This is a genomic window from Caenispirillum salinarum, assembly GCF_044803115.1.
GTDB classification, from domain to species: Bacteria; Pseudomonadota; Alphaproteobacteria; order Rhodospirillales; family Rhodospirillaceae; genus Caenispirillum; species Caenispirillum salinarum_A.
Window position 1 is genome coordinate 1,963,258 of sequence record NZ_CP085224.1, and the last position, 16,706, is coordinate 1,979,963.

A 16,706-nucleotide genomic window follows, 5' to 3' on the forward strand; every position below is an offset into this window, starting at 1 on the left:
CGGCGATCCCGTTATGGTGGCAAGTCCATTCGGGTAAAGTGAGGTAGTCCTGAGGATATGAGCAACGACCGGTACGCGCGCGGCCTCGGCCGCCTGAGCGAGATCCACGGCACGGTGGGTGAGGGGGTTCTGGACGAGGTGCGCGCCATCGCGCCGGACTTCGCGCGCTTGGTGGTCGAATTTCCCTACGGCGACATCCACAGCCGCCCCGGCCTGTCGGCGCGCGACCGCCAACTCGCCATCGTCTCGGCGCTGACGGCCATGGGCAACGTGGAGTCCGAACTGGTCATCCACATGCGCGCGGCCCTGCGCACCGGCGTCACCCGCGACGAACTGTTGGAAGTGGTGATGCAGGTCGCCCCCTACGCCGGTTTTCCCGTGACGCTCAATGCCATCCTTGCGGCCAAGCGCCTGTTCGAGGAACTGGACCGGGAGACCGAGCGCGAGGCAGCGGCGGAGTAGGACGTCCTCCGCGGCCTCGCCGGTATAGCGGCGGTCAGCGCCCTTCCCACGTCGGCGTCCGCTTCTGCAGGAAGGCGTCGATGCCTTCCTCGGCGTCGCGGGCCATCATGTTGCGGGTCATGACCTCGCTGGCATAGCGGTAGGCGTCGGCCAGCGGCATTTCCACCTGCTTGTAGAAGGCCTCCTTGCCGATCGCCAGCGTCAGCGGGGACTTGCCGGCGATGGTCGACGCCATGTCGGACACCGCGGCGTCCAGCTCGGCGGCGGGAACGACGGCGTTCACCAGCCCGGCAGCCTCGGCCTCGTGGGCGGTGACGGGGCGGCCGGACAGCAGCATTTCCATGGCCTTCTTGCGGCCCACAGCGCGCGACAGGGCCACCATGGGCGTGGAGCAGAACAGGCCGATGTTGACGCCCGGCGTCGCGAACTTGGCCTCCTCGGCCGCATAGGCTAGGTCGCAGCTGGCGACGAGTTGGCAGCCGGCGGCGGTGGCCATGGCATGGACCTTGGCGATCACCGGCTTGGGCAGGTTGACCACCGACATCATCAGGTTGGAGCACTGCTCGAACAGCGCCTCATAGGCCTCGCGGCCGGGATTGGCGCGCACCTCGCGCAGGTCGTGGCCGGCGCAGAAGGCGGGACCGGCGGCCTCGATCACGACAACCTTCACCGACTGGTCCTTGGCGATGGCGTCCAGCTCCGTCTGCAGGGCCGCCATCAGCCCGACCGACAGGGCGTTGCGCGCCTTGGGGCGGTTGAGCGTCAGCGTGGCGACGCCGTCGGCATCGGCGCGCAGCAGGATGTCCGTCTCGGCGGCGGGCGTGGTGGCGGCGGGGCTATCGGGGCTCATGAACGTCCTCCGTCAGGGGATGGGATTTTCGCCCATGGTGGCGATCCAACGCCCCGGCGGCAAGGCCCTTGCCGTTGACGTAAGCGTAAAGCCCGATCATTGTGGTGCGAAAACAAGGTCGTCGACCCAACCAGGAGGCATCCGTCCGCACCATGGCGAGCAAGATCACCATTCCCGAAATCCAGGCCATTCTCGACGCCGAGCTTCCGCTGGTGGACGTTCTGGGCATGCAGGTGGAGGAGGTGACCGCCGGCACCTGCCGCGTGCGCATGCGCTTCAAGCCCGACCTGATCCGTCCGGGCGGGACGGTGGCGGGGCCGGCCATGATGGCCCTGGCGGATCTGGCCATGTATGTGGTGGTGCTCAGCCTCGTGGGGCCGGTGGACCTGGCCGTGACCACCAACCTGAACATCAATTTCCTGCGCAAGCCGGGGCCGAAGGACATGATCGCCGAGGGCCGCGTCATCAAGGCGGGCAAGCGCCTGGCGGTGGTGGAGGTGGACCTCTACTCCGAAGGCGACCCGCAGATGGTCGCCCACGTTACCGGCACCTATTCCATCCCGCCGGGCACCCCCGACGCCGCCTGAGCCCGCTTCGCGCACCCGGTCGTGGCCGCATGTTCGCCGAGCGCCACGCGGAGCTTCGCCCGGGCACGGGCGGCACGCGACTTGATCGTGCCGGTCGGCAGTCCGTGGCGTTGCGACAGCTGCTCCAGTTCCATGCCCTCCAGCGCGATGGCCGACAGCAGATCGCGCTCGCGGTCATTCATGCGGTGCAGCGCGCTCCACATCTGGCCGATGTAGATGTGCGCGTCCTGGCGGGCCGGGGCCTCGCCGCGCCGCTCCTGCATGGCGACCTGCCGGGCGTGGCGCACCGCAAGGCCGTCGCGACGCCGCTGGCTGAGGAAGATGTTGCGCATCAGGGTGGCGAGCCAGGCCTGCATGTTCGTCCCCGCCTCGTAGCGATGAACCTTTTCCAGGGCGCGCAGCACGGTGTCCTGCACCAGGTCGTCCGCGGCGACGCGGTCGCGGGTCAAATGCAGGGCAAGGCGCCGCAATGCTAGAAGGTGGTCCTCGATTCGATCTGAAGGGGCGTCCATCGGTACCTCGGTCCAAGACAATAGCCTGACCAGGATGGTGGGACATTCCATAAGCGGTCCATAAGGCTTGTTCCGCCATTGCATAAAGAAACCATAAGGGCACCTAAGACCTTTACCTCGTTAGGCGCAGATCCGTTCACGGCGCCATGCGGGCCCGGGTGAGAAGGATAGGTCCGGTTGGAACGGGAAAGGGCGGCGGGGGATCATCCTGCCGGGATAGTCGGCACACGAAGACCGCTGGAACGCCCGCAGGCTGCGGGTCTCGGGAGAGGTAAAATTATACCTTTTCGCTAACTTGTTGTTTTTGTTGATTTTACCAACGTTGACATCCCGCTGAAACGTGGCATATTCCGGCTCTCAAGTTCACCGGGGTCGCGGCAGCCGTGGCCCCTGTCGTTTTCCGAGGCGAAGGCAAGCCCGCCCGGGCCCGCCGCAGCCGACGAGAACCGCAATCGAGATGGTGCCATGAAAACCTATTCCGCCAAGCCCAACGAGGTGGAGAAGAAGTGGGTCCTGATCGACGCCGAGGACGTCGTTCTGGGCCGCCTCGCCTCGACCGTGGCGAACATTCTTCGCGGCAAGACCAAGCCGCAGTACACGCCGCACATCGACGTTGGTGACCACGTGGTCGTCATCAACGCCGGCAAGGTCAAGCTGACCGGCAACAAGCTGACCGACAAGAAGTTCTTCTGGCACACCGGCTATCCGGGCGGCATCAAGGAACGCACCATGGAGCAGATCCTGGGCGGCCGCTACCCGGAGCGCGTCATCCAGAAGGCCGTGGAGCGCATGATGCCCCGTGGTCCGCTGGGCCGCGCCCAGCTGAAGAAGCTGCGTGTCTACGCCGGCGCCGAACATCCGCACGAGGCTCAGCAGCCGGAAGTGCTGGACTTCGCCGCCCGGAACCCGAAGAACAAGAGGAGCGCCTAATCCATGGCCGAGGAAAAGCTGACCCTCGAGGACCTGAAGGGCGCGACCACCGGCGGCGAGACCGTCGAGGGCCCGAAGTACGAGGTGAAGAAGGACGAACTGGGCCGTTCCTACGGCACCGGTCGTCGTAAGGACGCCGTCGCCCGCGTGTGGGTGAAGGCCGGCTCCGGCAAGATCACCGTCAACGGCCGGGAGTTCGAGAACTACTTCCCGCGTCCGGTCCTGCGCATGATGATCAACCAGCCGTTCAAGGTCGCCAACATCGAGAACCAGTTCGATGTGGTCTGCACCGTGTCCGGCGGTGGCCTGTCCGGTCAGGCCGGCGCCCTTCGTCACGGCCTGGCCCGCGCGCTGACGGCGTTCGACCCGAACATGCGCCCGGCGCTGAAGGCTGCCGGCTTCCTGACCCGCGACCCGCGTGCGGTTGAGCGTAAGAAGTACGGCAAGGCCAAGGCCCGCCGCAGCTTCCAGTTCTCCAAGCGCTGATCCCGCGGATCAAACGCTGCGTTCGAAAGGGCGTCCTCTTGCGGGAGGGCGCCCTTTTCGTGTGTATTGGGGCCGCGCCCCGCATTCCTCAGGACACAGGACCCCGAGACAGATGAGCGAGAAGACGAGAGTCGCGATCCTTGGAGCCTCCGGCTACACCGGCGCCGAACTGGTGCGCCTGCTGGCGCTGCACCCCCACGTGCGCATCACGGCGCTGACCGCCGACCGCCGCGCCGGCAAGGAGTTCGCAGACGTCTTCCCGCACCTGGGCGGCCTGGACCTGCCGACGCTGACCGCCATCGACGAGGTCAAGTGGGACGACGTGGACTTCGTCTTCTGCGCCCTGCCGCACGGCACCACGCAGGACGTCATCGCCGGCCTGCCCGAGCGCATCAAGGTCTGCGACCTGTCCGCCGACTTCCGCCTGAAGGACACCGCCCTGTACGAACAGGTCTACGGCGCCCCCCACAAGGCGCCGGAGCTTCAGAAGTCGGTCGTCTACGGCCTGACCGAGATGTACCGCGAGCAGGTGCGCGCCGCCCGTATCGTCGCCAACCCCGGCTGCTACCCCACCGGCATCCAGCTCGCGCTCATGCCGCTGCTGAAGGCCGGGCTGATCGAGGCCGAGGGCATCATCGCCGATGCCAAGTCGGGCGTCACCGGCGCCGGCCGCGGACCCAAGGAGGGGACGCTGTACGCCGAGGTGACGGAGGGCATCCACCCCTACGGCGTCGGCACCCACCGCCACGGCCCGGAAATCGATCAGGGGCTGACGGACGCCGCGGGGCGGTCGGTGGTGTCCACCTTCACGCCGCACCTCATGCCCATGGCGCGCGGCATCCTGGCGACCATCTACGTGCAGACCGCCAAGGGCGCGACCGCCGACGACCTGCGCGCGCACCTGTCGGAAACCTTCAGCGCCGAGCCCTTCGTGCGCGTTCTGAAGGAAGGCCAGGTGCCTGCCACGCGCCATGTGCGCGGGTCCAACTTCGTGCTGCTGAACGCCTTCCCCGACCGTGTCCCCGGCCGCTGCATCCTGACGGCGGTGGAGGACAACCTGGTCAAGGGCGCGTCCGGCCAGGCCGTGCAGAACATGAACGTCATGCTGGGCTTCGACGAGACGACCGGGCTGATGCAGCAGCCCATGTTCCCGTAAGAGCCTGATCCAGACCGCGAAACGTCAACAAGGAGAGCCGCCGCGATGTCCGCGCCCACCACGCACCATCCCATCATCCTGCCCTGGAACGACGTCCTGCCGACCATCCACGAAACGGCCTTCGTCGCCCCCAGCAGCGTGGTGATCGGCGACGTGGTGATCGGGCAGGAGTCGAGCCTGTGGTTCAACGTCACCGTGCGCGGCGACGTGCACGAAATCCGCATCGGCGCGCGCTCCAACATTCAGGACGGGTCGGTGGTCCACGTGACGCGCGAGCGTTTTGGCACCTACATCGGTGACGACGTGCTGGTGGGCCACATGGCCACCATCCACGGCTGCGAGCTGCAGGACGGCAGCTTCGTCGGCATGGGCGCCACCGTCATGGACGGCGCGGTGGTGGAAAGCGGCGCCATGGTGGCGGCCGGCGCCCTGGTCAGTCCGGGCAAGGTGGTCCGAAAGGGCCAGCTCTGGGCCGGCACGCCGGCGAAGTACATCCGCGACCTCAAGCCCGAGGAACTGGAAAGCCTGCCCAAGGGCACGGCGCATTACGCCAACATGGCGCAGCAGTACCGCCGGATGCTCTCGGGCGGGCAGGGCTGATGACCGCCGCCGGGGAAGGGGCCGACCAGCACCGGGCCTTCATGCGGCGCGCCATCGATCTGGCGGAAGAAGGCATGACGTCGGGCTGCGGCGGCCCCTTCGGCGCCGTCATCGTGCGCGACGGCGAAATCGTCGGCGAGGGCCACAACGAGGTGGTATCGGGCTGCGACCCGACGGCCCACGCGGAAATGGTCGCCATCCGCCGCGCCTGTGCGAAGCTGGGCGTCTTCCACCTGGAGGGCTGCGTCATCTACACCTCGTGCGAGCCGTGCCCCATGTGCCTGTCGGCCATCTACTGGGCGCACCTGGACAAGGTGTACTGGGCGGCCAGCCACCAGGACGCGGCGGAGGCGGGCTTCGACGACGCCTTCCTCTACCGCGAGCTGCCGCTGTCCATGGAGGAGCGGGAAATGGCCTTCGAGCGCCTCATGCCCGACGAAAGCCGCCTGATCTTCGAGGAGTACATGGCCCTGGAGGGGCGCATTCAGTACTGATTCCCGGCGCCGTTTGACCGTGCGCGCGGCGCGGCCTATCTTCAAGGCAGACGCGCACGGAAGGCGCCCATGAACGCACAGCGCACGCTTAAGATCATCCGCGAGGGCGGCGAGCAACGCATCAGCCTCCCCGCCGACATGCAGTTTCCCGGCGACGAGGTGACGGTCACCCGCGAGGGCGACCGGCTGGTCATTTCGCCGAAGCGGCGGAAAACGTTGGAGGACCTGCTCGCCAAGTGGGAGCCGATCGACGATGAGTTTCCGGACATCGACGACGCCCAGCCCGAGCTTGGCGCTGCTTCAGGTACGCGATCAGCTTGAAACCCGATTGTGTCAATGAATCGGGCAGAGTTTCTAGGGCTACGTGCGCGGGTAATTTTTAGCAGAATTTTTCGAGGCTCCGTAAGTACTTATGGCAACCTCGTGTTCCCGAACGAAATCCTTAAATCTGGCGAACGCCTCCGTGGCTATATCTATCTGCTTGAAGAGGGCGGCGTTGACTTCCGAAACCCGCAAAGGATTCTGTCCGCCGAAGTTATATCTTATGATGCCGCCGCTGGTGTCCCGTGTCATTAAGCTGTCGAGTCCTACTTCTATGTGCGGGCAGAAGCGGTGATTATATCTGTTTCTAAAATCTCGCGTTTCGGTCCGGTAGTTTTTCGATGAGAGTTTCTCTAGGGTAATTTTTAACCGCTTGTATGTTTTCCATTGGATGCAATATTTATCGGAGCTTCTAAAGTCGATTTCTTCATCTGGCGGAAGGTCATCTCGCCAAGTTTCATTGTCCCGTGCTTGGTTCGCTTGATGCCCAAGATGGGCTGAGGCGAAAATAAATCGCGCCCGAAGCGCGTAAGGAAAATTTAAAGCCACCAGTGCCAGTGGCTCTACAAACTCCAGGACGATGTCCCACTTTTCGTTCGCATGAGTGGAAGTTAATACCTCATCCCACGCCCGCAACTTCTGTGTATAATTAATGAGAGAGTTTACCGAATTGGCCAATTCGCGGGAGAATTCCCCCGCCATCATGCCGTAGGCCATCCAGTTGACGTCAAGGCTTTCGGGTAGGCGAAGCCAATCATAATCCGCATATTCGAACGGGAAATCCAAAGCTTCGAGCTTCTTCTCGTAGCTGCGATAGTAAGCGACTAGGTCCGGCATTGAGAGGCTTCCTCTTGTTGGCGGCAAAAAAAGGGGGCGACCCCGCCAGGAGCCGCCCCTTTCCGTCTTCCAGCCCTTCGGCCGAAGCCTCACACCACGCGGGTCTTCACGTAGGAGCCGGGCGCCGGTTCTATGGCCTTGAGTTTGCCCTTGGTCGGGTCGCGGGCCTCGACCTCCTTGCCGGCCGCCGGCTTGAGCCAGGCATCCCAGTCGGTCCACCAGGAGCCCTCGTTCTGCTGGGCACTCTTCAGCCAGGTTTCCGGCGTCTTGGCCTTCCGGTTGTTGGTCCAGTAGCAGTACTTGTTGGACACCGGCGGGTTCACGACGCCCGCGATGTGGCCCGAGGCCGACAGCACGAACTTCGCCTTGCCCGAGACCAGGTTTGTCAGCTCATAGGTCGCCACCCACGGCGCGATGTGGTCCTCGCGCGTCGACAGCATGTAGATGGGCGTCTTGATCTTGCTCAGGTCGATGGGCACGCCCGCCAGTTCGATCCCGCCGGGCTCGCGCAGCTTGTTCTCCAGGTACATGTTGCGCAGGTAGAACTTGTGCATGGCGGCCGGCATGCGCGTCGAGTCGCTGTTCCAGTACAGCAGGTCGAAGGGGAACGGGTCCTTGCCGAGCAGGTAGTTGTTGATGACAAACGACCAGATCAGGTCGTTGGCGCGCAGCATGTTGAACGTGGTCGCCATCTCGGCGCCGTCCAGATAGCCGGCCTCGTCCATCTTGTGTTCCAGGCTTTTCAACTGGTCGTCGTCGATGAACACCTTCAGGTCGCCGGCCTTCTCGAAGTCGGTCAGCGTCGTCAGGAAGGTCGCCGAGGCCACCTGCTCGTCCTCGCCCTTGGCGGCCAGGTAGGCCAGGGTGGAGGCCAGCAGCGTGCCGCCCAGGCAGTAGCCGACCATGTTCACCTTGTCGGCGCCGGTCTGCTTCTTGGCCTGCTCGATGGCCGACAGCGGGCCTTCCAGCATGTAGTCCTCGAAGGACTTCTGGGCCAGCTTCTCGTCGGGGTTCACCCACGAGATGACGAAGACGGTGTTGCCCTGGTCGACGGCCCACTTGATGAAGCTGTTCTTCGGCCGCAGGTCCAGGATGTAGAACTTGTTGATCCACGGCGGCACGATCACCAGCGGGGTCTCGCGCACCTTTTCAGTGGTCGGCGTGTACTGGATAAGCTGGATCAGGTCGTTCTGGTAGACCACCTGGCCCGGCGTCGCCGCGACGTTCTCGCCCACCGTGAAGGCGCTTTCGTCGGTCATGGTGATGCGCAGCTTGCCGCCGCCGCGCTCCAGGTCCTCCAGCAGGTGCTCCAGGCCCTTCACCAGGTTCTCGCCGCCGCTTTCCACGGTGGCGCGCAGCACCTCGGGATTGGTCATGGCGAAGTTGGTGGGCGCCATGGCGTCGACATACTGCTTGGTGAAGAAGTCCACCTTGTCGCGCGTGTGCTCGTCCAGGCCCTCGGTGCCGTGCACCACGTCCTGCACGAAGCGGGACGACAGCAGGTAGGACTGCTTGATGAAGTCGAAGACCTCGTTGTCCTGCCAGGTTTCGTCCTTGAAGCGGCGGTCACCCGGCTCGGGCTTGACCACGGGCTCGGTTTCCTCGCCCATCATGCGGCGGGCCGTGTTGGTCCACAGCTGCATGTAGTCCTGCCACAGGTTCATCTGGGCCTCGACCAGCTTGGTCGGGTCGGCCATCAGGCGCGTGGTCATCTCCAGGAACGCCTCGCCCAGGTTCAGCGGGTCGTTCGCGGCCACTTCCGGGTTCTGCGATTGCCGCGCGAGAAACTCTGAAACGAGCCGCTGGCTGCGCTCCGCGATTCCGGTCATCGCCTTGGTCAGCTCGGCGGGGTCGGGCATCTTCACATCGGGGTCCTGATTGTCGGCCATTTTCCAGTCCTTCGTGGAACCGTCCCGGATACGGGCGTGATGCGGCGGGTGACGCGGCCAGGGCGACCGTCTTGTTGTCGGGCGCAGGCTACGATTGAACCACACCGGTGTCCATTGTTGTAACCCGTGCGGCCGTCGCGCCTGCACCGCGCGCGGTACTGTCCCTGGGCGACTCCGCCCTGTATACTGCGCCAGCGGTCGGCAAGACATTGTCAACGCGGCGCTTACACTGTAGGGAGTGCCAGCGGCGACATAAAGTCGCATTTGTTGACCGAATTGTTGCCGAATCGGCGAAGGACAGGGTCGGAGACGTCATGGTGAACAAGCGCAAGCCCGGTACGGCGGTGAATGGTGCTCGCTTCGGCGTGAAGGCGGGGTCACTGCTGTTGGGAATTTCTCTCGTCGCGTCTTGTTCCATGTTTGGAGAAGAATCGTCTCCCGCGCCCGGAACGGAGGGAGGCGCGGCGGCGGCCGATGTGGCTCCGGCGCGGGTCGATCCCGATGCGCTGGGTGTTGTCGACGGCCTGCCGCCCGACACCGCCAACCAGCGCTACGACGAAAGCCTGAGTCGCCGGCCGGTGACCACCGTGCGCCCGCTGGAGGAGGAACCCGCCAGCGCCGAGGCGCCGGCGCCCGAGCCCCAGGCATCGGCCGCGCCGCGCCGCGCGCAGGACGTCGAGTCCGAGCCGGTGGCCCCTGTCCAGGCCGCAGCCGCCCCGCAGCCGATCGCCGAGCCGCAACCCGCGCCGGAGCCCGAGGCCCCGCCCGTGGCGCAGAGCCCCGCACCCTCGGCCGAGCAGAACGAGGTGCTGGTGGCCCGCGAGGCGCCGCGCACGCCGAGAGTGCAGGAGCCCCAGGCGGAGGCCGCACCCGCCGCGCCGCGGCGCCCGGCGCTCAACGCCGATACGACGGCGCTTGACCAGGCGGTGGCCGCGGCCTACGGCGGCGTGGCGGCGCGCCCGCAGGCGCGTCAGCCGGCCCATCCCGACGCGCTCATTCCCGGCGCCGTCGTCGGCGGCCCTCGCGGCGGTGCCGTGCCGGCCGGCGGTCCCGTCGTCATCGGCGGTCCGGCCGGCGGAGGCTCGGCGTCCATGGTGACGGGCGGCAGCGGCCCGGTGGTCATCGGCGGCGGCCCGCGCCGGGGCGTCGCCCCGGCGGTGACCGGCGCCCCGGCTGCCGTGCCCGGCCTGCCGGCGGGCGGCGAACCCATCGCCGTCATCCAATTCCCCTTCGGCGTGTCCGCGCTGGATGCACGCGATCGCCGCGTGCTGCGGCAGGTCGCCGACATCCAGGCACGCCAGGGCGGCTTCATCAAGGTGGTCGGCCACTCCAGCCTGTTCACCGCCAACATGCCGCAGGACCGGCACAAGCTGGTGAACTTCACCACCTCGGTCGCCCGCGCCGAGGCGGTCGCCGATGCGCTGCGCCGGGAAGGCGTGCCGGCCGAGGTGATCGACGTGGCCGCCGTGGGCGACCGCGAGCCCCTGTACCTGGAGGTCATGCCGTCGGGCGAGGCCGGGAACCGCCGCGTCGAGATCTTCCTGGTTCGCTGAGTCGGACCGTCTTGAAACGATGTTTCGGCACGGCCGGGCATTCGTTACAGAAAGCAGTCGCGCCCGGAAGGGACAGGTTGTAGAACAGAGGCCGGGACGGGGACGTCGTCCCGGCCTTGGCGTCCCGTGTCCCGGGCGTCGCCGTGTCACCGGCGCGTCGCTCCGACCCCATTCCGCAAGGCCGTCGAGATCGAACCTTTGGGCAGTGCCATGATCGAGCAGGAGTTTCATCGCATAAAGCGGCTTCCGCCGTACGTTTTCGCCGAGGTGAACGCGATGAAGGCCCGAGCTCGCGCCGCCGGCGAGGACATCATCGATTTCGGCATGGGCAACCCGGATCAGCCCACCCCCGACCACATCGTCGAAAAGCTGTGCGAGGCCGCCCGGAACCCGCGCGCCCACCGCTATTCCACGTCCAAGGGCATCCCCGGCCTGCGCCGCGCCCAGGCCGCCTACTACGAGCGCCGCTTCGGCGTGACCCTGGACCCGGAGACGGAAATCATCGTCACGCTGGGGTCCAAGGAAGGGCTGGCGAACCTGGCATCGGCCATCACCAGCCCCGGCGACGTGATCCTGTCGCCCAACCCCAGCTACCCCATTCACGCCTTCGGCTTCATCATTGTCGGCGGTGCCATCCGCTCGCTGCCCGCCGAGCCGGGGCCGGAGCTGCTGGAGGCGCTGGACCGCGCCGTGCGCCATTCGGTGCCCAAGCCGCTGGCGCTGGTCATCAACTATCCGTCCAACCCGACGGCCTATGTGGCCGACCTGGACTTTTACGGGCAGGTGGTGGACTTCTGCCGCCACCACGGCATCTACGTGCTGTCGGACATCGCCTATTCCGAAATCTATTTCGACGACAACCCGCCGCCGTCGATCCTGCAGGTTCCGGGCGCCCGCGACATCGCGGTGGAGTTCACCTCCATGTCCAAGACCTACAACATGCCGGGCTGGCGCATCGGGTTCGCCTGCGGCAACAGGAAGCTGGTGTCGGCGCTGGCGCGGGTGAAGAGCTACCTGGATTACGGCGCCTTCACGCCGGTGCAGGTGGCGGCCACGGCCGCCCTGAACGGCCCGCAGGACTGCGTCGACGACATCCGCACCATGTACCGCGAGCGCCGCGACGTGCTGATCGAGGGGCTGGGCCAGGCCGGCTGGCAGGTGCCGTCGCCGCCGGCGACCATGTTCTGCTGGGCGCCGATCCCGCCGGCCTTCCGTCATCTGGGCTCGGTGGAATTCTCCAAGCTCCTGCTCAGCGAGGCCAAGGTGGCCGTGGCGCCGGGGCTGGGCTTCGGCGAGTACGGCGACGGCCATGTGCGCATCGGCCTTGTCGAGAACAAGCACCGCATCCGACAGGCGGTGCGCAACATCAAGACCTTCCTGTCGACCTACGACAAGGTCATCGAGGACTCCGAAAAGAAACGGGCGAGTGCATCGTGAGTGAAACCCTGAAAGTCGCAATCGCCGGCCTCGGCACCGTCGGGGCCGGCACCGTCAAGCTGCTGCAAGAGCAAGCCGAACTCATTTCCGCGCGCTGCGGGCGGGACGTCACCGTCACCGCCGTCAGCGCCCGCACCGCCGGGCGCGACCGCGGCTTCGACATGACCAGCATCGCCTGGTTCGACGACGCCGTGGAAATGGCCGAGCGCGCCGACGCCGATGTGGTGGTGGAACTGATCGGCGGCGCCGACGGCATCGCCAAGCGCTGCACCGAGGCCGCGTTGCGGGCCGGCCGGCATGTGGTCACCGCCAACAAGGCCATGCTCGCCCACCACGGGACCGAGTTGGCCGCCTTGGCCGAGGACAACAATGCCACGCTCGCCTACGAGGCGGCGGTGGCCGGCGGCATCCCGGTCATCAAGGCGCTGCGCGACGGTCTGGCGGGCAACCGCATTAGCTCGCTCTACGGCATCCTGAACGGTACCGGCAACTACATCCTGACCACCATGCGCGAGACGGGGCGCGACTTCAGCGACGTGCTGGAGGAGGCGCAGGCCCTGGGGTACGCCGAGGCCGACCCGTCCTTCGACATCGACGGCGTGGACGCTGCCCACAAGCTGGCGATCCTGACCAGCCTGGCCTTCGGCAGCCCGGTGAACTTCGACGCCGTGACGGTGCAGGGCATCCGCAACATCACCTCGGTCGACATCGAGTATGCGGAGCTTCTGGGCTATCGCATCAAGCTTCTGGGCATTGCCAGCGAGACCGAGTTCGGCGTGGAGCAGCGCGTCCACCCGACCATGGTGCCCATCAACAGCCCCATCGCGTCGGTCGAAGGCGTCTACAACGCCATCGTAACCGAAGGCGACTGGGTCGGCCGCACCGTGCTTGAAGGCCGCGGCGCCGGCGCCGGGCCGACGGCGTCCGCCGTGGTGGCCGACATCATGGACATCGCCTGCGGTCGACATGGGTATGCCTTCGGCGTTCCGGTGAAGGCCCTGCGCGCGCACGAGGTGGGCAACCTCGACCAACTGACCGGCGCCTATTACATCCGCCTCCAGGTGATGGACGTGCCCGGCGTCTTCGCCGACATCGCCACGGCGCTGCGCGATGCCGAGGTCTCCATGGAGCAGATCCTTCAGCGCGGCCGCGCCCCCGGCGAGATCGTGCCGGTGGTCATGACCGTCTACGAGGTCAAGGGCAGCCAGTTGCGCCAGGCGCTGGACCGCATCCAGGCCCTGGACGCCGTGGTGGAGCCGCCGCACGTGATCCGCATCGAGGAACTGTAACTGCATCTCGGCGTTTTAATCGGCTACAAGCTTTCATCCCGCGATTGGTTCAGCCCATTTACGAGGAATCCATGTCGGAAAACGAGTCCACCGTCGCCGCCAACGTGCTGGAGCGTAACCTGGCCCTCGAGGTCGTGCGCGTGACCGAGGCCGCCGCCCTGTCGGCGTCCCGCCTGATGGGGCGCGGCGACGAGAAAGCGGCCGACCAGGCGGCCGTCGACGCCATGCGCAAGGCCCTGAACAGCCTGGCCATCGAAGGCCGGGTCGTCATCGGCGAGGGCGAGCGCGACGAGGCGCCGATGCTCTACATCGGAGAAGAAGTGGGCTCCGGCCAGGGCCCCAAGGTGGACATCGCGCTGGACCCGCTGGAAGGCACCACCATCACCGCCAAGGGCGGCCCGAACGCCCTGGCCGTGATCGCCATGGCCGAGGACGGCGGCTTCCTCAACGCGCCGGACGTCTACATGGACAAGATCGCCGTCGGCCCGGGCCTGCCCGAAGGCGTCGTCGACCTGGACAACACGCCCGAGCAGAACCTCAAGAACATGGCCGACGCCAAGAACGCGGACATCGAGGACCTGCTGGTCTGCATCCTCGACCGCCCGCGGCACGAGGACCTGATCGCCAGGGTGCGCGAGACCGGCGCACGCATCATGCTCATCGGCGACGGCGACGTCTCGGGCGTCATCGCCACCACCGAGCCGGCGTCGGGCGTGGACATCTACATGGGGTCGGGCGGCGCGCCGGAAGGCGTGCTGGCGGCGGCGGCGTTGCGCTGCGTCGGCGGCCAGATGCAGGGCCGCCTGCTGTTCCGCAACGACGATGAGAAGGGCCGCGCCAAGCGCTGGGGCATCGACGACCTGAACCGCAAGTACAACCTGATGGACCTGGCGTCGGGCAACGTCATGTTCGCCGCCACCGGCGTCACCGACGGCTCGCTGCTGCGCGGCGTGCGGCGTTGGCACAAGGGCGCCATCACGCACTCGCTGGTCATGCGGTCGAAGTCCGGCACCGTGCGGTATGTGGAAGCGCACCACAACTTCGACCGCAAGACCGGCTTTTCCGCGGTCGACACGTAAGGCTCCGCGCCTGCGGCGCGGTGGGGTTCTGCGAGGGCGTCGCGCCCTCGCGCTCCCGATGACTGCGCTGCGGCACAGCGTTGGCCGCCGTTCCACAAGCCGCAAAAGAAGTGGAGGTCCGAAGGCTTCGGCCTCCGGGCGGGTTTGGGCGGCAGTCCAAGCGCCGTCAGGCGCTCCTTTACGTCCTCCCCCCTCCGCCCTATTGTAGGGCCCTGCCTCAACGGCATCCTTTTCCCAACGACAGAGAGTGTGAGGGGGAATGACGGCCAGTCCGTTCCTCGGCGTCGAGACCTCGCTCAACGGCCGGCGCTGGACGCTGCGGCCGGGGGACGAGCGGACGGCGCTCGCCATCAGCCAGCGGCTTGAACTGCCCGAGGTGGTGGGCCGCGTGCTTGCCGCCCGGGGCGTCGACCTTGAGGCCGCCCAGGGGTTCCTGAACCCCACCCTGCGCGACCTGATCCCCAACCCGTCGGTCTTCGCCGGCATGGACGACGCCGCCGAGCGCCTGGCCGTCGCCATCGAGGGCGGCGAGCGCATCGCCATCTTCGGCGACTACGACGTGGACGGTGCGACCTCGTCCTCGCTGCTGGTGCGCTACCTGCGCAGCCTGGGCGCCGACGTCCGCTTCTACATTCCCGACCGCATGAAGGAAGGCTACGGCCCCAACGCCCCGGCGCTCCTGAAGCTTCAGCAGGAGGGCGTGTCGGTGGCGGTCACGGTCGACTGCGGCATCACCGCCTTCGAGCCGCTGGAGCAGGCGGAGGCGGCGGGGCTGGACGTGATCGTCGTCGACCACCACCAGGCGGAGCCACGCCTGCCGGCGGCCGTGGCGGTGGTCAACCCCAAGCGCCTGGACTGCGAGTCCGGTCAGGGGCACCTGGCGGCTGTTGGCGTCGCCTTCATGCTGTGCGTCGCCACCAACCGGGCCCTGCGCGATGGCGGGTTCTTTCTGGCGGGCGATCGGCGCGAGCCCGACCTGCGGCAGTGGCTGGATATCGTCGCGCTGGGCACGGTCTGCGATGTGGTGCCGCTGACGGGGCTCAACCGGGCGCTGGTGACACAAGGGTTGAAGGTCTGCGCCCAGCGCCGCAACGCGGGCATCGCCGCGCTGGCCCAGGTGGCGGGCGTGAAGGATCGTATCGATGCGTATCATCTGGGATTCATCCTGGGGCCGCGCGTCAACGCCGGCGGCCGTGTGGGCGAGAGCGATTTGGGCACGCGCCTGCTGACCACCGACAACCCCGACGAGGCCACGGCGCTGGCCATGCGCCTGCACGAGCACAACGGCCTGCGCCAGGAGATCGAGGCCGCGGTGCTGGCCGAAGCCATCGAGCAGGTGGAAACCACGCCCACCGACGCGCCCATGGTCTTCGCCCACGGGCAGGGCTGGCATCCCGGCGTCGTCGGCATCGTCGCCAGCCGGCTGAAGGAACGCTACGCCATGCCCGCCTGCGTGCTGGGTGTCGAAGGCGGCGTCGCCAAGGGCTCGGGCCGCTCCGTGCCGGGGCTGGACCTGGGGCGGGTGGTCATCGCCGCCCGCGAGGCGGGCATCCTCATGGCCGGCGGCGGCCACGCCATGGCCGCGGGCTTCACGGTGGCGGAAGACAAGCTGCCGGCCTTCCGCGACTTCCTGGCGGAGCGCCTGCGCGCCCAGATGGATTCCGGCGGCGTCACGCCGACGCTGGAACTGGACGGCGCCCTGGACGTCTCCGGCGCCTCCACGGACCTGGTGGAGATGCTGGCGCGCTGCGGGCCTTACGGTGCTGGAAACGAGGAGCCGCGCTTCGTCATCTCCCGCTGCCGCATCGCCAAGGCCGATGTGGTGGGCTCGGGACACGTGCGGATGTTCCTGTCGTCGTCCAACGGCATGGGCCGCCTGAAGGCCATCGCCTTCCGCTGCGTCGACGCCGAACTGGGCCAGACGCTGCTGAACGGCGCCGGCCGGGTGTTCCACATCGCCGGCACCTTGCGGGCGGATACCTGGCAGGGCCGGACGGAAGCGCAACTGGTGGTGGACGACGCGAGCGTCGCGTAGGCGGCTGGCGGGGTGCGGCGAGGCCACCAAGACACAAAGTACACCAAGAAGGTGTGCTGACGTGGATGCCGCGGCGTCAGCGGCTGACGTGGTGCGCTCGAAACACCAAGACACCAAGGCACCAAGACAGCGCGCGAAGGCGCGCCATCATCTTTCGATGGCCGTTCCGCCCGGTCTTCAATTTGATGA

The 16,706-nt window shown here is 67.0% G+C and carries 17 protein-coding genes; 13 read left to right on the top strand and 4 right to left on the bottom strand.

Annotated elements, in window-relative coordinates; genetic code table 11:
* The first annotated feature begins 57 nt into the window (after window positions 1–57).
* Window positions 58–462 (top strand): carboxymuconolactone decarboxylase family protein, encoded by a 405-nt coding sequence (locus LG334_RS08895; protein ID WP_404385269.1) that lies wholly within the window; start codon window positions 58–60, stop codon window positions 460–462.
* A gap of 34 nt (window positions 463–496) precedes the next feature.
* Here the strand turns inward: LG334_RS08895 and LG334_RS08900 are convergent, their stop codons facing one another.
* Window positions 497–1,312, bottom strand: coding sequence for an enoyl-CoA hydratase (locus LG334_RS08900; RefSeq protein ID WP_404385271.1), 816 nt, complete (start codon window positions 1,310–1,312; stop codon window positions 497–499).
* Between the two features lie 152 nt (window positions 1,313–1,464).
* Between LG334_RS08900 and LG334_RS08905 the strand changes: the two genes are divergently transcribed.
* Window positions 1,465–1,899: a PaaI family thioesterase gene (locus tag LG334_RS08905; protein ID WP_404385273.1), complete on the top strand. Its 435-nt coding sequence runs from the start codon at window positions 1,465–1,467 to the stop codon at window positions 1,897–1,899.
* Here LG334_RS08905 and LG334_RS08910 read toward each other — a convergent pair.
* Window positions 1,863–2,411: a sigma-70 family RNA polymerase sigma factor gene (locus LG334_RS08910; RefSeq protein WP_404385275.1), complete on the bottom strand. Its 549-nt coding sequence runs from the start codon at window positions 2,409–2,411 to the stop codon at window positions 1,863–1,865. The two genes, LG334_RS08905 and LG334_RS08910, sit on opposite strands and share 37 nt — an antisense overlap.
* Window positions 2,412–2,876: 465 nt before the next feature.
* Between LG334_RS08910 and rplM the strand changes: the two genes are divergently transcribed.
* From rplM to LG334_RS08940, 6 genes are all read left to right on the top strand, one after another.
* Window positions 2,877–3,341: a 50S ribosomal protein L13 gene (gene rplM, locus LG334_RS08915; RefSeq protein WP_404385277.1), complete on the top strand. Its 465-nt coding sequence runs from the start codon at window positions 2,877–2,879 to the stop codon at window positions 3,339–3,341.
* Between the two features lie 3 nt (window positions 3,342–3,344).
* Window positions 3,345–3,827, top strand: a complete 483-nt coding sequence (rpsI, locus tag LG334_RS08920; RefSeq protein ID WP_009542215.1) for a 30S ribosomal protein S9 — start codon at window positions 3,345–3,347, stop codon at window positions 3,825–3,827.
* A 112-nt stretch (window positions 3,828–3,939) separates the two neighbouring features.
* Entirely contained in the window at window positions 3,940–4,983 is a 1,044-nt protein-coding gene (argC, locus tag LG334_RS08925) for an N-acetyl-gamma-glutamyl-phosphate reductase (protein WP_404385279.1), read from the top strand.
* Window positions 4,984–5,028: 45 nt separating this feature from the next.
* On the top strand, window positions 5,029–5,583 hold the full coding sequence (locus tag LG334_RS08930; protein ID WP_404385281.1) for a gamma carbonic anhydrase family protein: 555 nt from the start codon (window positions 5,029–5,031) through the stop codon (window positions 5,581–5,583).
* Window positions 5,583–6,077 carry a nucleoside deaminase gene (locus tag LG334_RS08935; RefSeq protein ID WP_404385283.1) on the top strand — a complete coding sequence of 165 codons (495 nt, stop codon included), beginning with the start codon at window positions 5,583–5,585 and terminating at the stop codon, window positions 6,075–6,077. Before LG334_RS08930 ends, LG334_RS08935 begins: the two co-directional genes overlap by 1 nt.
* Before the next feature lie 69 nt (window positions 6,078–6,146).
* Window positions 6,147–6,398 (top strand): antitoxin, encoded by a 252-nt coding sequence (locus LG334_RS08940; protein WP_404385285.1) that lies wholly within the window; start codon window positions 6,147–6,149, stop codon window positions 6,396–6,398.
* A gap of 39 nt (window positions 6,399–6,437) precedes the next feature.
* On the opposite strand, the gene LG334_RS08945 is transcribed toward LG334_RS08940, so the two are convergent.
* Both LG334_RS08945 and LG334_RS08950 read right to left on the bottom strand, forming a co-directional pair.
* Complete coding sequence (locus tag LG334_RS08945; protein WP_404385287.1) at window positions 6,438–7,235, bottom strand: hypothetical protein; 798 nt, start codon at window positions 7,233–7,235, stop codon at window positions 6,438–6,440.
* Window positions 7,236–7,324: 89 nt separating this feature from the next.
* Window positions 7,325–9,124: a PHA/PHB synthase family protein gene (locus LG334_RS08950; protein ID WP_404385289.1), complete on the bottom strand. Its 1,800-nt coding sequence runs from the start codon at window positions 9,122–9,124 to the stop codon at window positions 7,325–7,327.
* A 476-nt stretch (window positions 9,125–9,600) separates the two neighbouring features.
* Between LG334_RS08950 and LG334_RS08955 the strand changes: the two genes are divergently transcribed.
* From LG334_RS08955 to recJ, 5 genes are all read left to right on the top strand, one after another.
* Complete coding sequence (locus tag LG334_RS08955; protein ID WP_404385291.1) at window positions 9,601–10,677, top strand: OmpA family protein; 1,077 nt, start codon at window positions 9,601–9,603, stop codon at window positions 10,675–10,677.
* A 210-nt stretch (window positions 10,678–10,887) separates the two neighbouring features.
* Entirely contained in the window at window positions 10,888–12,114 is a 1,227-nt protein-coding gene (locus tag LG334_RS08960) for an LL-diaminopimelate aminotransferase (protein WP_404385293.1), read from the top strand.
* Window positions 12,111–13,403, top strand: a complete 1,293-nt coding sequence (locus tag LG334_RS08965; protein WP_404385295.1) for a homoserine dehydrogenase — start codon at window positions 12,111–12,113, stop codon at window positions 13,401–13,403. The genes LG334_RS08960 and LG334_RS08965 overlap by 4 nt, the downstream gene beginning before the upstream one ends.
* A gap of 71 nt (window positions 13,404–13,474) precedes the next feature.
* Window positions 13,475–14,482 (top strand): class II fructose-bisphosphatase, encoded by a 1,008-nt coding sequence (glpX, locus tag LG334_RS08970; RefSeq protein ID WP_404385297.1) that lies wholly within the window; start codon window positions 13,475–13,477, stop codon window positions 14,480–14,482.
* A 259-nt stretch (window positions 14,483–14,741) separates the two neighbouring features.
* Entirely contained in the window at window positions 14,742–16,517 is a 1,776-nt protein-coding gene (gene recJ / locus LG334_RS08975; protein WP_404385299.1) for a single-stranded-DNA-specific exonuclease RecJ, read from the top strand.
* The last annotated feature ends 189 nt before the right edge of the window (window positions 16,518–16,706 follow it).